The sequence below is a fragment of the Aeromicrobium senzhongii genome, from assembly GCF_014334735.1.
Lineage (GTDB): Bacteria > Actinomycetota > Actinomycetes > Propionibacteriales > Nocardioidaceae > Aeromicrobium > Aeromicrobium senzhongii.
The window spans coordinates 1,422,961-1,445,690 of record NZ_CP060587.1 but is presented as its reverse complement, the minus strand read 5'-3'; the positions used below and the strand labels follow the sequence as shown (position 1 = coordinate 1,445,690).

The window sequence follows — 22,730 nt, the reverse complement described above, 5'->3', positions numbered from 1 at the left end:
TCGGTCGAACGGCCGCGCGGAGCACTCCGCTCTGCGAAGGTGTCTGCGTGACCGAGCAGACCGACTTCATCGAGACATTCACCGCGTTCCTGCGTGACGTGGTCGAGCAGCACGGTGCGGCGCCTCACGGCCCGGGCGAGCTGACGACGGCCCTGACCGAGCACCTCGGCGTGGATGCCCGAGAGCTGACGGCCGTCACCGAGCGGCTGAGCCGCGCCCAGCTGGTCGACGCGGACATCGCGCTCGATCTCATCGACCCGGAGGCTCGAGTGATCGGCTTCGGCGGCCGTGGACACGACCTCGGGTTCCTCGGCCTCGTGCGCGGCGAGCACGGCCCGGTCGACCTGGGACCGGTCGAGTACGTGAGTTCGCCGGTCGGCCCGAACCAGGATCGTCAGGTCGTGGCGAGCGCCGTTCGGCTGCTGACCTTCGAGGGCACGGCGCTCGCGCTGCTCCAACGGGACGCCAACCCCGAATGGGGCCGCTCGTCCCCCACCCTCGAGATCATGGCGGCCGACCGCGAGACCACCAGCGCGTTCCTGGCTCGCCTCCGCACGCTCATGCGCGAGAACAGCGTGCTGCGCGGGCAGGTCCTGTCCTTCGCCGGGGACGAGTACGGCTCGTCGCTGGGCGGGGTGACGTTCCATGAGCGACCCACCGTTCCCGCGTCCGCCGTCGTGCTGCCGGGTGAGTCGCTGCGCAGGATCGAGCGGCACGCCCTGGCGATGGGCGAGTTCCGTGACGAGCTGCTGCGCGCCGGCCAGCACCTCAAGCGCGGCATCCTGCTCTACGGCCCGCCCGGCACGGGCAAGACCCACACCGTCAGGCACCTGCTGAGTCGCTCCCCCGGCATCACCGCGATCCTGCTCAGCGGCAACACCCTGGGCCTGGTCAAGGAGGCGACGCAGATCGCCCGCGCGATGGAACCGGCCATCGTCGTCCTCGAGGACTGCGACCTCGTCGCCGAGGACCGCGACATGGTCGACTCGCCCGACTCGATGCTCTTCGAGCTGCTCGAAGCGCTGGACGGACTCGACGGGGACGCCGACGTCACCTTCCTCATGACGACGAACCGACCCGACCTGCTGGAGCGGGCGTTGTCGCAGCGTCCGGGCCGCATCGACCTGGCGGTGGAGATCCCCCTTCCGGACCTCGACGCCCGCCGTGCGCTCTTCGCCCTGTACGCCGACGGCCTGGGCTTCTCGGCCGAGGCGCTCGACCTCGCCGCCGACCGGGCCGAGGGCGTGACGGCGTCCTTCGCGAAGGAGCTGGTCCGACGCGCGGTGCTGTCGGCCGCGATCGCCCACCGGCCGCCCGGCGACGCGGATCTGACCGTTGCGCTCGACGAGCTGTTGTCCGACCAGGACTCCTTCACGAGGAGCCTGCTCGCGTCCGGGCCGCGCAGCTTCGAGGCCTCACCTGAGGCGGACGACTGGCCCGACGACTGACTCGGGAGAGCTATTGGTTAGTGTCGCCTTACCTAACCAACTAGTTCGAAAGGACTACTCATGTCCCTGCGCCGTCGCTTCGCGGCAGTTCTCACTCTTCCCCTCCTCGGCCTCGCGCTCAGCGCGTGCGGCAACGAGAACGAGTCCGCGTCCGGTGGTGACACCGAGACGATCACCGTGACCGATGCCCTCGGCGATGAAGAGGTCCCGCTCAACCCCAAGAGCGTCGTGGTCTTCGACATGGGCGTTCTCGACACGCTCGACACGCTCGGTGTCGACGCGGTCACGGGCGTCGCCAAGGGCGGCGCGACCCCCTCCTACCTGAAGAAGTACGACGGCGACGACTACGTCGCGGTCGGCGACCTCTTCGAGCCGAACCTCGAGGCCATCCCCCGCGCCAAGCCCGACCTGATCATCGTCGGCGGCCGCTCGGCCTCCATGCACGACACCCTCGAGGACACCTTCGAGGGCGTCCCCGTGCTGGACATGTCGGTCGACCAGAACGCCTACCTCGACAGCTCGCGCAAGAACATCCTCACCTTGGCCAGCATCTTCGAGAAGGAGAAGCAGGCCGAGGAGATCCTCGCCGGCTACGACGAGCGGATCGCCGCGGTCAAGAAGCAGGCGAGCAGCGCCGGCAAGGGCCTCGTCCTGCTGACGAGCGGCGGCGAGGTCACCGCCTACTCCATCAACTCGCGCTTCGGATTCGTGCACGACGTCTTCGGCGTCCCCGCCGCCACCGGCGAGCTGGGTGACAGCGAGTCCCGCCACGGCGAGGCCGTCTCCTTCGAGTTCATCCGCAAGGTCAACCCCGACCTGCTCTACGTCGTCGACCGCGACTCGGCCATCGGCGAGGACGGCAAGTCGGCCGAGGAGATCCTCGACAACGCCCTCGTGAAGAAGACCAACGCCTGGAAGAACGAGAAGGTCACCTACGTCGACGCGGAGGCCTGGTACATCGTCATCGGTGGCCTGACCAGCCTCGGCACCCTGATCGACGACGTCGAGAAGAGCCTGGCCTGACCATGACGGTCACCCGTCACACCACCCGCACCACCCCGCCGGCCGCACTGGCCGGCGGGGTCGTCGGGCTGGTCGTCCTGGCCGTGATCAGCACGATGGTGGGCGTCGCCGAGATCTCGTGGGAGATCCTCTGGGTCTCGCGGATCCCCCGCACCGTGGCGCTCGTACTCGCCGGCGCGGCCCTGGCCGTCTGCGGCCTGCTGATGCAGTTGCTGGTGCGCAACCGCTTCGTCGAGCCCTCCACCGTCGGCACCACCGAGGCCGCCGGCCTGGGACTGATCGCCATCACCCTCCTCGCTCCCGGCGCGCCACTGATGGTGAAGATGATCACCGCCGCGCTCTTCGCCCTGGCCGGCACCTGGTTGTTCCTGCGCGTCGTGCGGATGATGCCCGTGCGCGAGACGATCCTCGTGCCGTTGATCGGGCTGATGCTCGGTGGCGTGATCGCCGCGATGACGACCTTCCTGGCCTTCCACCACGACCTGCTCCAGACCCTCAACAGCTGGATGACCGGCGATTTCTCCGGCGTCTTGAGGGGCCGCTACGAGTTGCTCTGGCTGGTGGCCGGCCTGGTCGTGATCGCGTTCCTGGCGGCCGACCGTTTCACCGTCGCCGGCATGGGAGACACCTTCTCGACCAACGCCGGCCTCGACCACCGCACGGTCGTCGCGGTCGGCCTGACCATCGTCTCGGTCGTCAGCGCCGTCGTGGTGGTGACCGTCGGGGTCATCCCGTTCCTTGGCCTCGTCGTCCCGAACATCGTCAGCACGCTGGTCGGCGACAATGCCCGGCGCGGACTGCCCTGGGTGGCCGTCCTCGGCTCGGGCCTGGTCCTGGCCTGCGACATCGTCGGGCGGGTCGTGCGTTATCCCTACGAGATCCCCGTCGGCACCGTCATGGGCGTGCTGGGCGCGGGCTTCTTCCTGTTCCTGCTGTTGAGGAGTGCTCCCCGTGCCGACTGAGACAGCCACCCGGGTCTCCCCGGGACTGAACCCGTGGACCCGGGTCGCGATCGCCGGGGCCATCGCCCTCACCGTGATCGCGGGCTTCCTGTTCGCCGACACTCACGGCTACGCCGACTTCGTCGTGCCGCTGCGGGTGCGGCGCCTCGTCGCGCTGGTCCTGGTCGGCTGGGCGATCGCCCTGTCGACCGTGCTGTTCCAGACGGTCACGGGCAACCGCATCCTCACCCCGGCACTGATGGGGTTCGACGCGCTCTACGTCCTGGTCCAGACGGTCGTCGTCTTCGCGTTCTCCGCCTCGCTGCTCAACGCCACGGACACGCGCCTGCAGTTCGTCCTCGAGACGCTGCTGATGCTGGGCTTCGCGCTGACCCTGTTCCGCTGGCTGTTCTCGTCCGGACGCTACGAGCTGCACGTGCTGATCCTGGTCGGCATGGTCTTCGCGACGTTGTTCCGCAGCATCGCGGCCTTCCTCCAGCGACTGATCGATCCCAGCGAGTTCCAGGTGCTGCAGAACCTGATGTTCGCCTCGTTCACCACCGTCGACGAGGACCTGGTGTGGGTCACCGCCGCGGTCGTCGCCGTCGCCACCGTTCTTGTGGTCCGCCGGCTGCGGGTCTACGACGTGCTCGCTCTGGGAGCAGGACCGGCCACCAGCCTCGGCGTCGACCACCGCCGCGAGACCACGCGGGTGCTGGCGCTCGTCGCCGTCCTCGTCTCGGGCTCGACGGCGCTGGTCGGCCCGATCACCTTCTTCGGCCTGCTCGTCGCCCACCTCGCCTACCAGCTGGCCGGCACCCATCGGCACGCCGTCGTCCTGCCGATGGCCGGCCTGTCCGCCGTGATCTGCCTCGTGGGCGGGCAGTTCGTGCTCGAGCGCCTGCTCGAGGTGACCACCACCTTGTCCGTCGTCATCGAGCTCGTCGGCGGCCTCACCTTCATCGCCCTGTTGATCCGTCGCGCCAGGAGGAACCTCGCATGACCCTCACGCCCGCCGCCGACACTCGTGCCTGCGTCGACACCGACCACCCCGCCATCCGCGCCGAGGGGGTCACCAAGCGGTACGGCCGCACGGTCGTGGTCGACGACGTGCACCTGGACCTGCCGCTCGGCGGGGTCACCGCGCTGATCGGACCGAACGGCGCCGGGAAGTCGACCCTGCTCTCGATCGTGGGCCGGCTGCTGACCGCCGACGGAGGCCGCGTCACCGTCACCGGCCTCGACGTGGCCACCACCCGCAGCGACGAGCTGGCGAAGCGCATGGCGGTGCTGCGCCAGGAGAACCACCTCGACATCCGGCTCACCGTGCGCGACCTGGTCACCTTCGGCCGCTACCCGCACTCCAAGGGACGGCCCACGGCCGACGATCTCGAGCACGTCGAGAAGGCACTGCACTACCTGGATCTCGACCACCTCGCCGACCGCTTCCTCGACCAGCTCTCGGGCGGTCAGCGTCAGCGGGCGTTCGTGGCGATGGTGCTGTGCCAGGACACCGACGTCGTCCTGCTCGACGAGCCGCTCAACAACCTCGACCTGCGCCATGCCGTCTCGATGATGGGGCGCCTGCGCGACGCCGCGCGCGAACTGGGCCGGACCGTCGTGGTCGTCGTGCACGACATCAACGTGGCGTCCTGCTACGCCGACACGATCGTCGCGATGCGCGACGGCACCGTCGCTGCTTGCGGGTCTCCCGCCGACATCATGCGCCCCGAACTGCTGGAGGAGATCTACGGCCTGCCGGTCCGCGTGCACGAGCTCGACGGCCAGCTGATCGCCACCTATTACGGTTGAATCGACCTCATGCGTGAGATTCTGAGAGTCCGAACTCACGTGGGGGAACCATGCGACTACTGCTCAACATCTTGTGGCTCGTCGTCTCGGGCTTTTGGATGTTCCTCGGCTACATGGTCGCCGGAGCACTCTGGTGCATCACGATCATCGGCATCCCGTTCGGCATCGCGTCGTTCAGGATCGGCCTGTTCGCCCTCTGGCCGTTCGGGCGCACGGTCGTCACCAAGCCCACCGCCGGCGTCGGCTCTGGGGTCGGCAACGTCATCTGGTTCATCTTCTCGGGCTTGTGGCTCGCGATCGGGCACGCCGTGACCGGGGCTCTGCTCTGCATCACGATCATCGGCATCCCGCTGGGCCTGGCGAACTTCAAGCTGATCCCCGTCTCGCTGTGGCCCCTGGGTCGGGACATCGTCCCGGTGGACGCGGCTCATCCGCCGTTGATCGCCACCTGACGAGACGAGGGTCAGGTCCCCGGGGCCAGCACCATCCCGACCGAGTGCGGCGCACTCTCGACGAAGCCGTGACGCTCGTAGAGTCGTCGCCCCGGCGGATCGGCCATCAGAGAGACGTAGGCACCCGGAGGGGCGTCCCGGCGGATCACGTCCAGCAGATGCGAGAGGACACGATCACCGAGCCCTCGCCGCTGGTGGTCCGGCAGCACGGCCATGTCGACGATGTGGAAGTACCAGCCACCGTCGCCGATGACGCGCCCCATCGCCACCGTCCGGCCACTGGAGTGCCGGACATGGCAGGCGGCCCACCCTCCCGCGACCGCCGGTCGGGCCTGCTCGAGCGACTTGGGCGTGAGCCCCGACGCGCGCCGCAGGTGGAGGTAGTCCGTCACGTCGGGGGCCGACTCGATCAGCGTGTACTCGTCCATCACTCCCCCACCTTTCCATCACAGCGGACCGAAGACTGCGTCGACCTGCGCATCCAACTCGAGGGTTTCGAGCACCACCAGCAGTTGTCGCTCTGGTAGCGGAGGTGCGACTGCATGACGGCGGCGAAACCCTCGAGGTGACTGTCGACGCAGGCGGTCCTCACCTTCGTGGTGCTGCGTCAGCGCGGTGCAGAACCCGTGACAGAACGAAAACGCGTCACGGCTCGCGGCTTCGGCGGCATCACCGTCCGCCAATGCTTGGCGCGCGATGTGCAGGGCCTCCGGCAGACGTCCGTGGACGCCGCAACTCTCGACTCCAGTCGACCACCGTGGACTTCTCGCCCTCGGCATGTGAGGGCGAAGGGGTGAACGACATCATCGTCACGTCCCTCCGGACCCCACGCCTCCCATGCTTGACACGGTCTGCCACGACACGCGACGCACCGCTCAGGTTTCCATGCTCTGGTCCTCTGCAAGGACGCAACCCAGACGAACTCATTCGTCCGAACCACGGCTCTCGGACCGAGATCCACGCGAGGATGTCCCGGTGAACCACGTGACCTGGGGCCTCGACGTCTCGACCAACAAGAAGAAGACCGCGGCCGTCGCCATCGACTGGTCAGTTCCAGGTGAGGCTCGGGTTGTCGACGTGCGTCACCCACTCGAAGCCATCGCCATCGCACCACTGATCGCTGAGCACCGGGAAAGCACCTGGGCCGTCGACGTCCCATTCGGATGGCCGGATCTGTTCGTCGCTCTGATGGCGAAACGGCACGACCAGCCTCTGCCCGATGATGACTTGCCTCGCCCGGGTGACTGGAGCGTCTGGCGCACCAAGCAGGTCGCCCAACGACGCACCGACCGGTTCCTCACGGAACATCCTGCGATCAGAACTCGTCCGCTCCCCGCGTCGTTCCAGATGCTCGGGGCGACCGCTGCCATGTGGGTGCTGGTTGAGGCAGAACTGCTTCGTCTCGGTGTCGCTGTCGATCGGTCCGGGTCGGACGGAACGGTGTGCGAGACCTATCCCGCAGCAGCGCTCTCGGCTTGGGAGTTCGGCAAGTCGAAGCTTGCGTGGCCCGCCTTGCAGTCGAACTTTCCGTTCCTGACCGCAGACCAGGATTTGGTCTCAAGGTTCTTCAAGAGCGACGACGTGTGCGACGCCGTAGTGTGTGCGCTCGTCGCACGAGCACGCGATCTCGACCTGACCATCCCCCCGCCTGGCGAAGACGCCGCTGCAGCGCGGAGGGAGGGCTGGATTCACGTCACGTGCGAGCCCAGCGAACGCTTGGCCAACCACGAGCCGTGAGACGTTGCGGTCGTTAGTCGTTCGTCGTTTGCCTCAAACGGGTGGCCGCGGAGATCTACACTCCCTGCAGGGTGACGGACCGTCCGGGCACCGCCGCACCACCCGACTCGCCAGGAGACAAAATGCCCGAGAACGTCTCGGACGGCACCGATGAGCCTATCGATGGCCAGGAGTCCGGCCCCGGTAGACCGGGGCTTCCCAACGAAGACGAATCGCGGGCGAACGAGACGGCACCGGAACTCGTCGAGGTGCTCCCTAACGTCGTTGCCGTTTTCGGTGAGCTCCCCGAGGAGCTGGAAAACTCCCTCGAACGACTGAACACGGGGCTGCTCTCAACGCGCGATCACACGCACATCGCCAGCGTCGTTGCGGCCGCAGGTACCGCCGCCACGGTGGGTGGAAACCTCGCTCAGGGCGCCGCAAGCATGCAGGGGCTTTACCGACTCTCGGAGGAGAGCCGAGCCCTGCTGAATGCAGGCGGGCGGCTCGCGGTCAAGGACGGCAAGAACCTCGGAACCATCCTGCTCCCGAAAGGTTCGACAAAAACGCTCGCCCAAGCACGATTTACTCCCGCGGCAGGTGTAAGCGTTGCCCAGACGGCCGTCGCGCTCGGTCCCGCCCTCGCGATGGTTGCGCTACAGACTCAACTGAACGAGGTCAGCGCACTAGTCCGGAGGAACATCGATCTGACGCAAAGCGTGATCGAGAGCAACCGCCGAGACGAACGAGCGCGGCTGATGAGTCTCATCGAGTCCGTCGACCAGGCGCTCGAAGCTGCTCAGATCGCAGGTTCAGTGCCTGCGTCACTGTGGGACACGATCGCGAGCAAGAAGACTGACATAGGTACGGAACGCAACAAGTACCGTTCAAGTATCGAGGACCATCTTCGGAAGATCACCGAACTGAACGTTCGCCAGCGGCGGGAGTTCCTGCAGTCGAATGCGCAAACGATCGCGTTCGACGCCTTCGCCCTCTTGGCTGCAGTGAAGGCGTGGACCGGATTCCAAGCGCTCGCGGGTGCCGTCGCGCGAGAGGCGGGCGCAACAGACCCCGCCGAAGCAAAGCACTTCGAGTCCATCGTCGAGAACACTCAGCGCGAGCTCACCTCCGACCTCGACGACATTGCGACCCTGTTGGGTTCGCTCACGCGAGAGTTACGGATCATCGTCGCGATGCCGGGACCCAGCTCGCTCAAGTTGTCTTCGAAGCGAAAAGACATCGACACCACTCGAAAGCTTGCGTCGAGCGTCCTCGAAGCCATCGCCCCACTGGGGGACACGTTTCTCGCGCCTTCGGCACCTCTCGAGAGACCTGAAGTGGTGTGTGCTCCACCGGACGTGGTCCTTGAACCGTACTGGGAGCTCTTGCGCTGGTTGCTGGAACCCGACGAACAACTACGCGCCATCGGTTTGGCTGCTGAGAACCCTGCCCATGGCAGGGTTGGTGCTGTCGTGAGCGCGGCGAAGGAGAAGATCGGCTCGACTCTCGACAAGGACCCGAACCGGGTCATGGTCGCCGTCACCGACCGTCGAATCCTGACTGGTGGCACGACCGAGTTTTTCAAGGAAGCTGTCTTCCAAGACGACACCAGGCTCGACGAGGTTCGCTACGTACGAGCCATCGCGGGTGAGGGTGAGTCTCAGGAAAGCAGGATCGATCTCATTACGCGCGTGAAGAATCACGAGTGGTTCTTCTCGCCTCAGATCGGAACGCCCGACCTCGAGGCGTTCGCAGCGATATTGGCGCAGTCAATGATGCTTCCCGAGTCCGAGCGCCTCCAGTTCGCAGTTCGCGATGAGGCCCCCGACCGATCGATTGCAGCTTCGGACGGACTCGACGGGTAGGCCCGAGTGGCACGCCGGCCGAATCGTCGGCAGCTTTGGCATACGCGCCGCAACCAGACACACCGTGAGTGACTCGGCCCCAGTAACTGGACCCGCCTGCTCCCGCACCTGGACCGGTTTCCCTCCGGCACTGAAGATCGTCGTTCATTCCACATGCTGATGACGCTGGGATCGCTTCGGGCCATGGCCTCCGACTCCTGTCTTGCCTAGTGTTCACGCATGCCCATCACGCTCGAGAACGTCGGCATCGCCGTCCGCGACCTCGACGCCGCCATCGCCTTCTTCACCGACCTCGGGCTCACGGAACTCGGTCGTGACACCGTCAGCGGCGAGTGGGCCGAGACCGCCGTCGGCCTCGACGGGAACCGCGTGCGCATCGCGATGCTCCAGACGCCCGACGGCCACGGCCGCCTCGAGCTGTTCGAGTACATCCACCCCGACCCGATCGAGACCGAGCCGACCCGTCCGAACGAGATCGGCATGCACCGCGTGGCCTTCTCCGTCGACGACATCGACGAGGCCCTCGAGATCGCCGCGCGGCATGGGTGCCACCCGCTGCGCGGGGTCGCGACCTACGAGGACATCTACAAGCTCACCTACGTCCGCGGGCCCAGCGGCATCATCGTGATGCTCGCCGAGGCCCTCCAGAAGTCCTGATCCGCGCCGGAGCCGTTCAGCCTCACGACTAGCCTGTGACGTGTGAGATCGCGCGGCGAGGGAACGAGCGAGACAGCTGCTCAACCCGGCGTGGCGGCTGCGATCGGCGCCATCGTGGCGGCCGGTCTGGCGGTCACAGGATGGCGCTTCATCGGGCCGGACCACATCGTCTACGCGGTGGTCGTACAGGGTGGATTCACCTTCCTGGGACTGCTCGCGGGGCCACTGTTCGTCGACACCGCACGCCGCCGATACGCGGTCAGCAGCGCGGAACCGAGAATCCATGCACTGCTCGGGGCCGACGCGCTGCGTCGGTTACTCGGACGCATCGGCTGGAACTCGGTCATCGACAGCCCGCGTGAACACGGTGAGGGTCACACACGCCGGACTCGCCTGCTCCGAGGCACAGAACTCTCCGAAACGGGGCACATCATCGCGGGAGTGGCGACGCTTCTGCTGGCCGCGGCGGCTGTCGGCACAGCGCATGTCGCCGGAGCCGTCCAGATCATTCTGGTCGGTCTCCCACTTCACGCGTATCCGATCATGATCCAGCGCATCGTCCGTCAACGCCTCCGGCATCCTCACCACCGATGACCGCCGATTGAGACGTCGAAGGGCTGATGCAGCGGCCCATCGGAAGTGTCGGTGGCGCCCACTAGGTTGGGTGCATGAACTTCGAGACCACGGCTGGTGCGTTCGACGAGGTCCGTCGCGCCCGGGCGATCGCGGAGTTCGCGGAGTGGCAGTTGATCGCCCGGCATCACGACCGCCGGGTCGCCGAGATCGATCGCTCCGACGACATCGTCCTGAGCAAGGAGTTGGCCCGGCGCGAGGTCACGCTCGAGATCGCCCAGGCCCTGCGGGTCACCGAGCGTCACGTGTGGGCGATCGTCTCCGAGACCGAAACCCTCCGCGAGCGGACACCCGAGGTGTGGGAGGCGTTCGGACGTGGCGACCTCGACGCTGGCCGGGCCAGCGCGATCGCCTACACGGCCGAACGCCTCACCAGGGCCGAGAGTTGGCTCGCTCTTGCCCGCTCCGCGGTCCAGTACGCCGCCACCCACACCGTCGGTGAGCTGCGCTCGTGGCTACGCCGCCTGCGGGAGCGCCTCGAACCCGAGCAGACCGCAATCGAGCGCGCGCGTGCCCTCGAGGAGCGGCGCGTCTCCATCACCCACAACGACGACGGCACCTCCTGGCTGAACGCACTCCTGCCCACTGGCGTCGCCATCGCCGTCGGCGAGCGGCTCCGACGGGCGGCCAAGGCACTGCCCGCGATCGACCCCGAGACCGACGAGCGGGACCGCCGCACCCGCGACCAGAAGCAGGCCGACCTGGTCGCGCACTGGCTCACGTCCTGCACCGGCACGGGGACCGACGTCCGCGCCGAGATCGCGATCTCGATCGCGGCCACCGATCTGATCGGGCTCACCGACGGGCCCGGGATCGCGCTCGACGGCGAGCCGATCGGCAGCGAGTGGGTCCGCGAACTGGCTCAGTCCGAGCACACGCTGTTCCGCCGGCTCGTCCTCGACCCGAGGGGTCGGGTGCTCGACACCACGGTCCTGCGATATCGACCCACCGAGGATCTACGTCAGGCGCTCCGATGGCGAGACGGCACCTGCAGAGTTGCGGGGTGTCGTGCTCCCGCCTCGGGGACCGATCAGGACCATGCCGTCGCCTACGACTCCGGCGGCCAGACCTCGGGAGACAATCTGCGGTGCCTGTGTCGCAAGCACCACAACATGAAGTCGCACGGCCACCTCGCCGAGCGCCACCTCGCTCCGCCCGCTCAGTGGAGCGAGCAGTACGCGATGCCCGCGTCAGCCTCGCTCACGTGACGAGCAGATCGCGACGCGCGTCCTCCACCGCGCTCACGGACCGCTCGGCATCCGCCAGCCGCCTGGTCAGATCGCGCCCGACCGACTCGACGTCCCGCAGCAACCCGTCCACCCGAGCCGCCGCGTCGTGAATCCGACCCCGGACCTGCAGGTCGCTGAAGATGTTGTCGAACCAGATGTCGAAGGTGCGGGCGAGCTCCGTGACACCCACCGACCCGACCGCGTCGACGCGCACGTCAGCGAGCTCGGCCGACAGGTGCGCCAGCGCCGCGTCCGCCCGATGCATCAGCTCACCAGCCTTGTCCAGACGGTTGTGCTTCGCGAGGTCGGCCACCAGCCCGCCGCCGAAGAAGGTGTCGTACGTCGCCCAGCTGCCGGCGTTGCCGAGGTGGAGAGACGCCTCACGGAGCGCCTCGCTCGCCTGGCTTGCCGCGGTGATCGCCTCCTGCAGCTGGACGACCTCGGCCTCGAGGCCCCCTTGCCGGGCAGCGAGCTCGGTCAACTCGGTCGAGACCGCGAGCGATCCCGGATCGGCCGCCAGCTCTCGCTCGCGCTGGTTGAGCAGTTCGACGCGGCGAGCCTCGAGGTCGCCGATCGCGTCCAGCCGTGTCTCGCGGTCGATGACCTCACGTCGCGCAGCAGCCAAGCGCGCCTCGGCATCCGACGTCGCGTACTGGGCGGCCAGGTACTCGGCCTGCTCACGCGACAGGTCGACGTCGCGGGTGCCGCGCAGCCCGGCCAGGATGCGGGCCATCGAGAACGACTCGAGTTCCGCGACGTCCGACTTCTCCTGCTCCAGCTTCGCCGCGGCGTCCACGTAACGGCGGGTCGCCTCGTCCACCTGCTGCCGGGCTGCCTGCAGTTGCTGCTGCAGACCGTCGCGTTCGACCTCGACCCTGGCGAGCTCTCTCAACCCCTGCAGCGCGTCACTCATGCGCCGAAGACTAGGGCGTCTCGACCCCGTGCGAGCGCAGACCGTAGGTCAGCGCGTCCACGAGCGCCTCGAAGGAGGCCTCGATCATGTTCGGCCCCACCCCCACGGTGACCCACGAGCTCTTGCCGTCCGTCGTCTCGATCAGCACGCGCGTCACGGCGTCCGTGCCGTGCCCCTGGTCGAGGATGCGCACGCGGAAGTCGATCAGGTGGAACTGGGCGACATCGGGGTAGATCCGCTCGATTGCCTGACGCAATGCGTGGTCGAGCGCGTTGACCGGGCCGTTGCCCTCGCCCACCACGGCGGTCCGGCGGCCGCCGGCGACGACCTTGACGATCGCCTCGGCACCACCGTCACCGGCGGAGCCGGCGATCACGCGCCAGGACTCGACGTCGAAGTAGGCCGGGCGCACGCCGGTGACCGCCTCGGTCAGCAGCAGCTCGAACGAGGCGTCGGCCGCCTCGAACGTGTAGCCGTCCTGCTCCATCTTCTTGACCTGGTCGGTGATGCGGGTCAGCAGCTCGTTGTCGCCCGAGAGGTCGAAGCCCAACTCGCGGCCCTTGAGCTCGATCGTCGCGCGACCGGCCATCTCCGAGACCAGCAGCCGCATGTCGTTGCCGACCAGGGCCGGATCCATGTGCTGGTACAGGTCCGGATCGACCCGGATCGCGCTGGCGTGCAGCCCGGCCTTGTGCGCGAACGCCGACACTCCCGTGTACGGCTGACGGGCGACAGGCGGGTAGTTCGTGATCTCGCTGATCGCGTGCGAGATGCGCGTGGCATCGGCCAGCACGCCCTCGGGCATGACGCTCATGCCCAGCTTGAACTCCAGGTTCGCCACACACGTGACGAGGTCGGCGTTGCCGGTGCGCTCGCCGTAGCCGTTGATGCAGCCCTGCACGTGGGTCGCGCCGGCCTGCACGGCGGCGATCGAGTTCGCCACGGCGCAGCCGGTGTCGTTGTGGGCGTGGATGCCCAAGCGGATGTTGGTCGAGGCGAGGACATCGGCCACGATCTCGTTCACCCAGTGCGGCAGCATGCCGCCGTTCGTGTCGCACAGCACCGCGACCTCGGCACCCGCCTCGGCGGCGGTGCGCACGACCTCGATCGCGTAATCGCGGTTGTCGATGTAGCCGTTGAAGAAGTGCTCGCAGTCCAGGAAGACGCGCTGGCCCTCCTCGCGCAGGTGGGTCACGGTGTCGCGGACCATCGCGAGGTTCTCGTCCAGCGTGGTGCGCAGGGCGCGGAGCACGTGCTGGTCGTGGCTCTTGGCCACCACGGTCACGACGGACGCGCCGGAGTCGCGCAACGCGGCGACCTGCGGATCGTCGGCGGCGACCGCACCGGCGCGGCGGGTCGAGCCGAACGCGGCCAGGGTCGCGTGCTTGAGGTCCAGTTCCTTGGCCGCGAGGGCGAAGAACTCGGTGTCCTTGGGGTTCGAGCCGGGCCAGCCGCCCTCGATGTAGCCCACGCCCAGCTCGTCGAGATGCTGGGAGATGGCCATCTTGTCCTGCACGGAGAGGTTCAGGCCCTCCTGCTGGGCGCCGTCACGCAGCGTCGTGTCATAGACGTGGAAGTCCGCCGGGTCGTGCTTGCCGAAGCTCGTGCTCATGGTTGTCCTGCTCTGTTCGTTCCACACACTGTTCGTTCACAAAAAAAGCCCCCCGGGTACGGGAGGCGGCGCGTCTGAGATGGTGCTTCAGACGCGCTTTCCAATGATGATCACCGATGTGGTCATGGCCACAGCGTACACGCACGCTGCGGCCACCCCGCGAGGCCTCAGACGCCGCCGGAGCGGTCCGCCGGCTTGGGCCCCAGATGGGCCAGCGTCTCGGGCCGCAGGATCCGCTCGAGCTCGTCCGCGGGCAGCAGGCCCTTCTCCAGCACGAGCTCGGCGACGCCGCGCCCGCTGAGCAACGCCTCCTTGGCCAGCTCGGTGGCGGTCTGGTAGCCCAGGTACGGGTTCAGGGCCGTGACGAGGCCGACGGAGTTGGCGACCTCGGCCGCGAGGTGCTCGCGGTTGGCGGTGATCCCTCGGACGCAGTGCTCGGTCAGCGACTCGATCGCCATCCGCAGCCGGTAGAGACCGGCCGACAGGGAGTAGCAGATCACCGGCTCGAAGGCGTTGAGCTGCAGCTGTCCGGCCTCGGCCGCCATCGACACCGTGACGTCGTGGCCGATGATCTGGAACGCCACCTGGTTGACGACCTCGGGGATGACCGGGTTGACCTTGCCCGGCATGATGCTGGACCCGGCCTGGCGCGCGGGCAGGTTGATCTCGCCGAGGCCGGCACGCGGGCCGGACGACAGCAGACGCAGGTCGTTGCAGATCTTCGAGAGCTTCACCGCGACGCGCTTGAGCACACCGGACATCTGCACGAAGGAGCCGCAGTCCTGCGTCGCCTCGATCAGGTCGACGGCCGTGCGCAGGGGCAGGCCGGTGATGCGCGACAGGTGCTCGCGGGCGCGGGGCACGTACCCCTGCGGGGCGTTGAGCTGGGTGCCGATCGCGGTGGCACCGAGGTTGATCTCGTGCAGCAGCAGGACGGCCTCGCGCAGGCGCTCGCGGTCCTCGCCGATCATCAGCGCGTAGGTGCCGAACTCCTGGCCGAGCGTCATCGGCACGGCGTCCTGCAGCTGCGTGCGGCCCATCTTGAGGACCTCGTGGAACTCGACCGCCTTCTCGGCGAAGGCGTCCTCGAGGCGACCCATGGAGTCGATCAGGTCGTACGTCGCGTTGATGACCGCGATCTTGACGGCCGTCGGGTAGACGTCGTTCGTCGACTGGCTCAGGTTCACCTGCTCGTTCGGGTGCAGGCGGTCGTAGTCGCCGAAGCGGTGCCCGAGGATCTCCAGCGCCCGGTTGGCGATGACCTCGTTGGCGTTCATGTTCGTCGACGTGCCGGCGCCACCCTGGATGACGTCGACGACGAACTGGTCGTGCAGCTCGCCGGCCCGGATCTCGCGGCAGGCCTGCACGATCGCCGCATGGCGTTCGTCGTCCAGCAGGCCGAGGTCGTGGTTCGCCTCGGCCGCCGCCTCCTTCACCGCCGCGAGGGCTTGCGGGAGGTACGGGCTGATGGCGATGGGCACACCGGTGATCGGGAAGTTCTCCAGGGCGCGCAGGGTGTGCACTCCCCAGTAGACGTCCGCCGGTACCTCGCGCTCCCCCAGCAGGTCATGCTCGGTCCGAACGCGCTCGTGGTCGGTCATGGTGCCATGTAACCAGACCGACCACCCGGGTGCCGGTCAGCGCAGCTGCGCTCCGAGTGTCGCGGCAGCCGCCACGATCTGGTCGCGCGCAGCCTTGATGTCAGCCTCGGTGAGCGTCCGGTCATCCGCACGCAGGCGCACCTTGAAGGCCAGGGACTTGCTGCCCTCGCCCACCTGGTCGCCCGTGTAGACGTCGAACAGTCGCACCGACTCCAAGAGGTCGCTGGCACCGGCGATGACCGACTCCAGCTCACCCGCGGGCAGCGCCTCGTCGACGATGAACGCGAAGTCCTCCTTCGCGACCGGGAAGGCCGAGAAGTCGGGCTTGGGGCCGACCAGCGGCGCCGCGTCGATCAGCGCATCGAGGTCGAGCTCGCCGACGGCGACCCGGCCCGGGAGGCCGTACGCCTCGGCGACCTTGGGGTGCAGCTCGCCGACGTGACCGACGACCTGCTCCCCCACGCTCAGCTGCGCGCAGCGGCCGGGGTGGAACGGCGCCAACTGCGCCGCCTCGACCGTCAGCTCGACGTGCAGGTTCTGGGCCAGGAGCCGGGCGATCTCCAGAGCATCGGTCCAGGCGACGGGTCGGCCGGGGCCGGACCAGCCGGAGCGCTCGCGCTCGCCCACCAGGACGAAGCCGACGTGGCGCGGCTGCTCGGGCAGGGCGGCGTCGAGGGCAGCCAGCTCCTCGGCCGTCGGACGACGGTCGACGCCGTAGATGGGCGCGACGGCATCGCCGGAACGCGGGTGGAACACACGGCCGATCTCGCTGATCTGCACGGAGTCGTGACCGCGACCGATGTTGAGCGAGGCCGCGCGCAGCAGGCCGATCAGCAGCGTCGGGGTCAGGCCCGGCTCCTCGGCCGACAGGGGGTTCGCCAGGCGGACGAGGTCGCGTCGCGGGTCGCCCTGCGGCAGCGCGAGCCGGTCGAGGTCGGCGTCGCCGACGAACGGCAGCGTCGTGACCTCGACGAGGCCGGCACCGGCCAGCACGTGGCCGACTCGGCGCCGCAGTTCCTGCGAGCGGGTGAGTCCGCGACCGCCGGTCGGCGTGGGCAGCACGGAGGGGACGTTCTCGTACCCAGCGGTGCGCAGCGCCTCCTCGACGAAGTCGTAGGGGTCGTTCAGGTCGAAGCGCCACGACGGCGGCGTGACGGTGAACCGGTCACCGGCCACCTCGACGAGGCAGCCGTTGCGCTCGTACGTGTCACGCGCCTGCTCGGCGGTGATCGGAAGGCCGCTGATCCGGGCGGGCAGTTCGGTCGAGAACGTGACCGGCTTCCGCTCCGGAGCGGTGCCGACGACGGTGGCGCCGGGGACCAGGGTGCCGCCGGCCAACTCGACCAGCAGCTCGGCGACCCGGGTGGCGGCGCGCAGCGGCAGCTCGGGGTCGACGCCACGCTCGAACCGCTTGGCGGCCTCGGTGGGCAGCTTGTGGCGCTTCTGGGTGCGGAAGATCGTGACGGGGTCGAAGTGCGCGGCCTCGATGACGACGTCGGTGCTGGTGGCGTCGATCTCGACGCGGTCGCCGCCCATGACGCCGGCCAGGCCGATGGGGCCCGCGGAGTCGGTGATGAGGAGGTCGTCGGTGCTCAGCTTGCGGTCGACGTCGTCGAGCGTGCGCAGGGTCTCGCCCTCGTGCGCGCGGCGGACGACGATGTCGCCGCTCAGCTTGGCGCGGTCGTAGCAGTGGTTCGGCTGACCGAGCTCGAGCATGACGTAGTTGCTGACGTCGACGGTCAACGAGATGGGACGCATGCCCGCGTCGGTGATCCGCTTGGCCAGCCACGCCGGAGTCTTCGCGGACGGGTCGATGCCCTCGACGACGAGCGTCGTGAAGACGGGGCAGCCGATCGGGTCCTCGACGCGGACCGGGTAGGCCGCGGCATCGGTGGACGGCACGGGACGGTCGGCGGGGTCGGTGAACGGCACGTCGAACGCCAGGGCGGCGTCGCGGGCGACGCCACGCAGGCTCAGCGCGTAGGCACGGTCGGGGTTCACCTCGAGGTCGAGGGTCTGGTCGGCCAGGCCCAGCAGCGCGATCGCGTCGTCGCCGGGCTCCGCGGAGCCGGGCTCGAGCACGACGATGCCGTGGGCGGTCGACTCGTCCTCGGCCAAACCGAGTTCGGTGGTCGAGCAGATCATGCCGTCGGACACGTGGCCGTAGGTCTTGCGCGAGCCGATCTCGAAGCCGAGCGCGGGCAGGTACGTGCCCGGCAGCGACACGACGACGAGGTCGCCGACACCGAAGTTGTGCGCGCCGCAGATGATGCCGCGCGAGGGCACGTCGTCACCGGGGGCGTCGGGCACCGACGGCTCGTTGTGCGCACCGACGTCGACGCGGCACCAGTTGATCGTCTTGCCGTTCTTCTGCTCCTCGGGCGAGATCGCCAGCACGCGGCCGACCGTCAGCGGGCCGGACAGGCCGCCGCCGACGATCTCCTCGAGCTTGAGGTCGTACATCGTCAGGCGATCGGCCAACTGCTCCGTCGTGACGGCATCGGGCAACTCGACGAGTGACCGCAGCCACTCCACGGGGACACGCATGTCAGAGACCAACTCCGAAGGGCTCGGTGAAGCGAACGTCGCCGTCCCACAGGTCGCGCAGGTCGGCGATGTCGTAACGACTGGTGATGGTGCGGTCCAAGCCCATGCCGAACGCAAAGCCCGAGTACTCCTCGGGATCGACGCCGCAGGCGATCAGGACGCGCGGGTTGACGACACCGCAGCCGCCCCACTCGACCCAGCCCTCGCCGCCGCACGTGCGGCACGAGGCGACCTCGGCCGGATCGTTGTGGCAGACGTAGCAGAGCAGGTCGACCTCGGCGCTGGGCTCGGTGAACGGGAAGTACGACGGGCGGAACCGGGTGGTGATCTCGGTGCCGTAGATGGCGCGCGCGAAGTGGTCGAGCGTGCCCTTGAGGTGCGCCATGGACAGGCCCTTGTCGATCGCCAGGCCCTCGACCTGGTGGAAGACGGGCATGTGCGTCGCGTCGGCCTCGTCGGTGCGGTAGACGCGGCCGGGGCACACGATGTAGATCGGGGGCTCGTTCGTGAGCATCGTGCGGGCCTGCACCGGCGAGGTGTGGGTGCGCAGCACCATCGCCGCGGACTCCGGCGAGAGCCAGAACGTGTCCTGCATCGTGCGGGCGGGATGGTCCGGACCCAGGTTGAGCGCATCGAAGTTGAGCCACTCGGCCTCGACCTCGGGACCCTCGGCGACCTCCCAGCCCATCGCGACGAAGATGTCGGCGACGTGCTCTTGGATCGTGGTGATCGGGTGACGGGCCCCCACGGGCTCGACGTCGGTCGGCAGCGTGACGTCGACCGTCTCGGCGGCCAGGCGACGCTCGAACTCGACGGCCTCGACCTCGGCGGTGCGGGCGGCCAGCGCCTGGTTGACGGCGCCACGGGCCTGGCCGACGCGCTTGCCGGCCTCCTTGCGGGCGGCAGGCGGCAGCGCACCGATCTCGCGGTTGGCCAACGCCAGCGGCGAGCGGTCGCCGGTGTGGTCGATGCGCACCTGCTTGATGGCGTCGAGGGAGTCGGCCGCGGCGATGGCCGCGAGGGCCTCGTCACGCATGCGTTCGACCTCGTCGGCGCGCAGAGGCGTCACCTCGACCGGGTCGTAGTCGGAATTGGGCGCAGACACGCCCTCGAGTCTATCGGCGGGTCAGGAGGTCAGGGAGTCCGGCTCGTTGACCGGGAACCACACGCAGATCGAGGCTCCCCCGCCGTCGGCGTCCTCGATCGAGATCGAGCCGCCGTGCTGGTCCACGACACCGCGCACGATGAACATGCCCAGGCCGCTGCCGGCGCCGGGACCCGAGCGCCAGAACCGGCTGAAGATGCGCACCCGCGACTCCTCCGGGATGCCCGGACCGTTGTCGACGATGCGCACGGCCACGCCCGCCGTGTCACCGCGACCCTCCGGCGAGATCACGACCTCGCGCAGGCCCTCGCCGTGGCGGATGGCGTTCTCGATGAGGTTGGTCAGCACCTGGGTGACGCGGTCGGCGTCGCCCCACACGACCGGGACATCGCCGATGACCCGGGGCGTCGGCACGTCGTCCGCCGTGGAGAACACCGACTTGAGGACCCGCGTGGCCAGCTCGTCGAGCCGCACGGGCTCGGTGCGCAGGGACAGGCGACCCGCATCGATCCGGGCGGCGTCGAGCAGCTCGGTGATGAGGCGGCTCAACCGGTCGGCGTCCGCATCGATGGTCTGCAGCATGAAGAGGCGCTGCTCCTCGGTGAACGCGTCCCAGCGGCTCAGCAGCGTGGCCGTGAACCCCTTGATGCCGGTCAGCGGGGACCGCAGCTCGTGGGCGACGGTGGCGACCATGTCGGACTTCTCGCGGTCGCGCTGCAGGCGGACGCGGGCGTTGCGGACCGAGACGACGACCTTGATGACCTTGCCGGCCGGGCGGTCGCGCACGAGGGCGGCGGTGATCAGGTACTCACTGCCACGCGGGGAGTACCAGGACGCCTCGCTGATGCGGGTGCGGATCGCGAGCCCGTCGTACGGGTGGACCGAGTCGAACCAGCTGTTGCCCGCGAGATCGTCGAACGGCACGGCGTCGTTCAGATGCATGCCGAGCATCTCGTCGCCCTCGGCGCGGGCCCAGTACTTGATCCATTCGTTGACGTACGTCACCCGCCCGTCGGCGTCGGCGACGATGATGCCGTCGGGGTACTCGTCTGAGGGCACGGGCCAGAGCCTAACCCTGCTCGCGGGCTGAGGAGTAGAGGCAGACCGCTGCGGCGGTGGCAAGATTCAAGCTCTCGGCCCGGCCCAGGATCGGCACGTGGACGACCCGGTCGGCCAGCGCGGACCACTCGTCGGGCAGTCCGTGGGCCTCGTTGCCCATCATCCAGGCGGTGGGCGCCGTCAGGTCGAGATCGGCGTCGAACAGGCCCGTCTCCCCTGCGCCGTCGGCGGCGAGCACCTGGACGCCGCGGGACTGCAGCTCGGCGATGACGGCCTCGACGTCGTCCTCGACCGCGATCGGCAGGTGGAACAGCGAGCCGGCGGTGGCGCGCACGACCTTGGGGTTGAGCGGGTCGACACTCTCGCCCGCGACGATGACGCCGGCGGCCCCGGCCGCGTCGGCGCAGCGGATGACCGCACCGAGGTTGCCCGGGTCGCGGATCTCGGCGCAGACCAGCACGAGGCGCGCGTCCTCGGGGATGTCCTCGATCGTGGTCAGCACCGAGTGACAGCGGGCGACGAGGCCCTGGGGCGTGACGGAGTCGGCGATCTCGGCGACGACGTCGTCGGTGACGACGTGCCACGTCTCGGCCATGTCCGCGAGCTCGGGGTACCGCTCGGTGGCGTCGACGGTCGCGAAGACCTCGATCACCACGCCGGGCTCTGCGAGAGCCTCACGCACGGCCTGGGGTCCCTCGGCGAGGAACTCGCCGGTCTTGACCCGGAACGCACGCGTGGCGAGCCGCCGCGCGACCTTGACCCGTCCGGAACGGACGGTGAGATCGCCGGGGCTCGCCACGAGTGAGAGTTTGAGCCGGAGCTCAGACGGCCTGGTCGGCCTTGGGGGCGTTGACGTCCTCGGGCAGGTTCGCCTTGGCGACCTCGACGAGAGCGTTGAACGCGGCGATGTCGTTGACGGCCAGATCCGCGAGGATCTTGCGGTCGACCTCGACCTCGGCGGCCTTGAGGCCCTGGATGAAGCGGTTGTACGTCATGCCCTGGGCGCGAGCCGCGGCATTGATTCGCTGGATCCAGAGACGACGGAAGTCGCCCTTGCGAGCCTTGCGGTCGTTGTACGAGTAGACCAGCGAGTGGGTGACCTGCTCCTTGGCCTTGCGGTACAGCCGCGAGCGCTGGCCACGGTAGCCGGAGGCCCGCTCGAGGACTTCGCGGCGCTTCTTCTGCGCGTTCACTGAACGCTTGACGCGTGCCACAGTGTTACTCCTTCAAATCTTTGGGGGGTGGGGCGCTCAGAGACCGAGCAGCTTCTTGACCGCCTTGGTGTCAGCCTTCGACACCTCGGTCGTGCCGGCGAGGCGGCGCTTCCGGGTCGAGGACTTGACCTCCAAGAGGTGGCGGCGGTTGGTCTGCTCGCGGCGGAGCTTGCCCTTGCCGGTGACCTTGATGCGCTTCTTCATGCCCGAGTGGGGCTTGAACTTCGGCACGGTTATGCCTCCATGTCTGGGTCGAGGTTCTCGGAGCGACGACGGGGCTTCTTCGCCGTCGCGGTCTTCTTGTGTTCTTCGCGATGCGCCTTCTCGGCCTCGGCCTCGGCCTCGCGTTCAGCCTCACGCGCGGCGGTGGTCACGGCCTTGGCGGCCTTGACCTCGGCCTGCGCCTCGGACTTCTTCTTGTGCGGAGCGAGCACCATCGTCATGTTGCGGCCGTCCTGGCGCGCATTGGACTCGATGAAGCCCAGATCCTCGACGTCGGCAGCCAGCTTCTGCAGCAACCGGTACCCGAGCTCGGGACGGTGCTGCTCGCGGCCGCGGAACATGATCGTGATCTTGACCTTGTCGCCCGCCTGCAGGAACCGCACGACGTGGCCCTTCTTCGTGGCGTAGTCGTGCTGGTCGATCTTGGGGCGGAGCTTCATCTCCTTGATGACCGTGTTCGTCTGGTTGCGACGGGACTCGCGAGCCTTCTGCGCCGATTCGTACTTGAACTTTCCGAAATCCATGAGACGGCACACCGGGGGGCGCTCATGGGGCGCGATCTCGACCAGGTCGAGATCGGCTTCTGCAGCCAGGCGCATGGCATCTTCGATACGAACGATGCCGACCTGTTCACCACTGGGTCCGACGAGCCGGACCTCGGGTACGCGAATGCGCTCGTTG

The 22,730-nt window shown here is 68.4% G+C and carries 22 protein-coding genes; 11 read left to right on the top strand and 11 right to left on the bottom strand.

Annotation, left to right across the window (positions count from 1 at the left end; all coding sequences use genetic code 11):
• Positions 1-47: 47 nt before the first annotated feature.
• Genes H9L21_RS07290 through H9L21_RS07265 form a run of 6 tightly spaced genes read left to right on the top strand, consistent with a single transcriptional unit; the run spans position 48 to position 5,676 of the window.
• Positions 48-1,448, top strand: a complete 1,401-nt coding sequence (locus H9L21_RS07290) for an AAA family ATPase (RefSeq protein WP_154595077.1) — start codon at positions 48-50, stop codon at positions 1,446-1,448.
• Between the two features lie 60 nt (positions 1,449-1,508).
• Positions 1,509-2,471, top strand: coding sequence for a siderophore ABC transporter substrate-binding protein (locus tag H9L21_RS07285; RefSeq protein WP_154595078.1), 963 nt, complete (start codon positions 1,509-1,511; stop codon positions 2,469-2,471).
• A 2-nt stretch (positions 2,472-2,473) separates the two neighbouring features.
• Positions 2,474-3,433 (top strand): ABC transporter permease, encoded by a 960-nt coding sequence (locus tag H9L21_RS07280; protein WP_154595079.1) that lies wholly within the window; start codon positions 2,474-2,476, stop codon positions 3,431-3,433.
• Positions 3,423-4,415 carry an iron chelate uptake ABC transporter family permease subunit gene (locus tag H9L21_RS07275; RefSeq protein ID WP_187411903.1) on the top strand — a complete coding sequence of 331 codons (993 nt, stop codon included), beginning with the start codon at positions 3,423-3,425 and terminating at the stop codon, positions 4,413-4,415. Before H9L21_RS07280 ends, H9L21_RS07275 begins: the two co-directional genes overlap by 11 nt.
• Positions 4,412-5,224: an iron ABC transporter ATP-binding protein gene (locus H9L21_RS07270; protein ID WP_154595080.1), complete on the top strand. Its 813-nt coding sequence runs from the start codon at positions 4,412-4,414 to the stop codon at positions 5,222-5,224. Before H9L21_RS07275 ends, H9L21_RS07270 begins: the two co-directional genes overlap by 4 nt.
• Before the next feature lie 50 nt (positions 5,225-5,274).
• Positions 5,275-5,676 carry a YccF domain-containing protein gene (locus H9L21_RS07265; protein WP_154595081.1) on the top strand — a complete coding sequence of 134 codons (402 nt, stop codon included), beginning with the start codon at positions 5,275-5,277 and terminating at the stop codon, positions 5,674-5,676.
• A gap of 11 nt (positions 5,677-5,687) precedes the next feature.
• Here H9L21_RS07265 and H9L21_RS07260 read toward each other — a convergent pair whose 3' ends face one another.
• Positions 5,688-6,104 (bottom strand): GNAT family N-acetyltransferase, encoded by a 417-nt coding sequence (locus H9L21_RS07260; protein WP_154595082.1) that lies wholly within the window; start codon positions 6,102-6,104, stop codon positions 5,688-5,690.
• Positions 6,105-6,651: 547 nt separating this feature from the next.
• On the opposite strand from H9L21_RS07260, the gene H9L21_RS07255 reads away from it, so the two are divergent.
• The 5 genes from H9L21_RS07255 (at position 6,652) to H9L21_RS07235 (ending at position 11,755) form a co-directional block, all read left to right on the top strand.
• Complete coding sequence (locus H9L21_RS07255) at positions 6,652-7,413, top strand: DUF429 domain-containing protein (RefSeq protein WP_187411902.1); 762 nt, start codon at positions 6,652-6,654, stop codon at positions 7,411-7,413.
• A gap of 122 nt (positions 7,414-7,535) precedes the next feature.
• Entirely contained in the window at positions 7,536-9,257 is a 1,722-nt protein-coding gene (locus tag H9L21_RS07250; RefSeq protein ID WP_154595084.1) for a hypothetical protein, read from the top strand.
• Between the two features lie 219 nt (positions 9,258-9,476).
• Positions 9,477-9,914 carry a VOC family protein gene (locus H9L21_RS07245; RefSeq protein ID WP_154595085.1) on the top strand — a complete coding sequence of 146 codons (438 nt, stop codon included), beginning with the start codon at positions 9,477-9,479 and terminating at the stop codon, positions 9,912-9,914.
• A 42-nt stretch (positions 9,915-9,956) separates the two neighbouring features.
• Entirely contained in the window at positions 9,957-10,508 is a 552-nt protein-coding gene (locus H9L21_RS07240) for a glycosyl-4,4'-diaponeurosporenoate acyltransferase CrtO family protein (RefSeq protein WP_154595086.1), read from the top strand.
• Positions 10,509-10,582: 74 nt separating this feature from the next.
• On the top strand, positions 10,583-11,755 hold the full coding sequence (locus tag H9L21_RS07235) for an HNH endonuclease signature motif containing protein (protein ID WP_154595087.1): 1,173 nt from the start codon (positions 10,583-10,585) through the stop codon (positions 11,753-11,755).
• Here H9L21_RS07235 and H9L21_RS07230 read toward each other — a convergent pair.
• The 10 genes from H9L21_RS07230 to infC all read right to left on the bottom strand — a co-directional run bounded on the left by H9L21_RS07230 (position 11,748) and on the right by infC (position 22,720).
• Entirely contained in the window at positions 11,748-12,689 is a 942-nt protein-coding gene (locus H9L21_RS07230; protein ID WP_154595088.1) for a hypothetical protein, read from the bottom strand. The two genes, H9L21_RS07235 and H9L21_RS07230, sit on opposite strands and share 8 nt — an antisense overlap.
• Positions 12,690-12,699: 10 nt before the next feature.
• On the bottom strand, positions 12,700-14,301 hold the full coding sequence (gene cimA, locus H9L21_RS07225; protein WP_154595089.1) for a citramalate synthase: 1,602 nt from the start codon (positions 14,299-14,301) through the stop codon (positions 12,700-12,702).
• 167 nt (positions 14,302-14,468) lie between these two features.
• A complete protein-coding gene (locus tag H9L21_RS07220) occupies positions 14,469-15,902 on the bottom strand; it encodes an aspartate ammonia-lyase (RefSeq protein WP_154595090.1) in 1,434 nt (477 codons plus the stop codon).
• Between the two features lie 36 nt (positions 15,903-15,938).
• The gene (pheT, locus tag H9L21_RS07215) at positions 15,939-18,449 is read right to left on the bottom strand and encodes a phenylalanine--tRNA ligase subunit beta (RefSeq protein WP_154595091.1); all 2,511 of its coding nucleotides are present in this window, start codon (positions 18,447-18,449) and stop codon (positions 15,939-15,941) included.
• A 1-nt stretch (position 18,450) separates the two neighbouring features.
• Positions 18,451-19,554 carry a phenylalanine--tRNA ligase subunit alpha gene (gene pheS, locus H9L21_RS07210; RefSeq protein ID WP_187411901.1) on the bottom strand — a complete coding sequence of 368 codons (1,104 nt, stop codon included), beginning with the start codon at positions 19,552-19,554 and terminating at the stop codon, positions 18,451-18,453.
• 21 nt (positions 19,555-19,575) lie between these two features.
• Entirely contained in the window at positions 19,576-20,613 is a 1,038-nt protein-coding gene (locus H9L21_RS07205) for a sensor histidine kinase (protein ID WP_187411900.1), read from the bottom strand.
• A 10-nt stretch (positions 20,614-20,623) separates the two neighbouring features.
• Positions 20,624-21,412 carry a TrmH family RNA methyltransferase gene (locus H9L21_RS07200; protein ID WP_187411899.1) on the bottom strand — a complete coding sequence of 263 codons (789 nt, stop codon included), beginning with the start codon at positions 21,410-21,412 and terminating at the stop codon, positions 20,624-20,626.
• Positions 21,413-21,434: 22 nt separating this feature from the next.
• Positions 21,435-21,827, bottom strand: a complete 393-nt coding sequence (rplT, locus tag H9L21_RS07195; protein ID WP_146825451.1) for a 50S ribosomal protein L20 — start codon at positions 21,825-21,827, stop codon at positions 21,435-21,437.
• A 36-nt stretch (positions 21,828-21,863) separates the two neighbouring features.
• The gene (gene rpmI, locus H9L21_RS07190; protein WP_187411898.1) at positions 21,864-22,058 is read right to left on the bottom strand and encodes a 50S ribosomal protein L35; all 195 of its coding nucleotides are present in this window, start codon (positions 22,056-22,058) and stop codon (positions 21,864-21,866) included.
• 2 nt (positions 22,059-22,060) lie between these two features.
• Entirely contained in the window at positions 22,061-22,720 is a 660-nt protein-coding gene (gene infC / locus H9L21_RS07185) for a translation initiation factor IF-3 (RefSeq protein WP_255467505.1), read from the bottom strand.
• Positions 22,721-22,730 lie beyond the last annotated feature (10 nt).

What these genes read in the sequence shown, in the direction of transcription:
- H9L21_RS07285 (WP_154595078.1), top strand. Translation starts at nt 1,509, where the DNA reads ATGTCCCTGCGCCGTCGCTTCGCGGCAGTTCTCACTCTTCCCCTCCTC.
- H9L21_RS07280 (WP_154595079.1), top strand. Translation starts at nt 2,474, where the DNA reads ATGACGGTCACCCGTCACACCACCCGCACCACCCCGCCGGCCGCACTG.
- H9L21_RS07270 (WP_154595080.1), top strand. Translation starts at nt 4,412, where the DNA reads ATGACCCTCACGCCCGCCGCCGACACTCGTGCCTGCGTCGACACCGAC.
- H9L21_RS07265 (WP_154595081.1), top strand. Translation starts at nt 5,275, where the DNA reads ATGCGACTACTGCTCAACATCTTGTGGCTCGTCGTCTCGGGCTTTTGG.
- H9L21_RS07260 (WP_154595082.1), bottom strand. Translation starts at nt 6,104, where the DNA reads ATGGACGAGTACACGCTGATCGAGTCGGCCCCCGACGTGACGGACTAC.
- H9L21_RS07250 (WP_154595084.1), top strand. Translation starts at nt 7,536, where the DNA reads ATGCCCGAGAACGTCTCGGACGGCACCGATGAGCCTATCGATGGCCAG.
- H9L21_RS07245 (WP_154595085.1), top strand. Translation starts at nt 9,477, where the DNA reads ATGCCCATCACGCTCGAGAACGTCGGCATCGCCGTCCGCGACCTCGAC.
- H9L21_RS07235 (WP_154595087.1), top strand. Translation starts at nt 10,583, where the DNA reads ATGAACTTCGAGACCACGGCTGGTGCGTTCGACGAGGTCCGTCGCGCC.
- H9L21_RS07230 (WP_154595088.1), bottom strand. Translation starts at nt 12,689, where the DNA reads ATGAGTGACGCGCTGCAGGGGTTGAGAGAGCTCGCCAGGGTCGAGGTC.
- cimA (WP_154595089.1), bottom strand. Translation starts at nt 14,301, where the DNA reads ATGAGCACGAGCTTCGGCAAGCACGACCCGGCGGACTTCCACGTCTAT.
- H9L21_RS07220 (WP_154595090.1), bottom strand. Translation starts at nt 15,902, where the DNA reads ATGACCGACCACGAGCGCGTTCGGACCGAGCATGACCTGCTGGGGGAG.
- pheT (WP_154595091.1), bottom strand. Translation starts at nt 18,449, where the DNA reads ATGCGTGTCCCCGTGGAGTGGCTGCGGTCACTCGTCGAGTTGCCCGAT.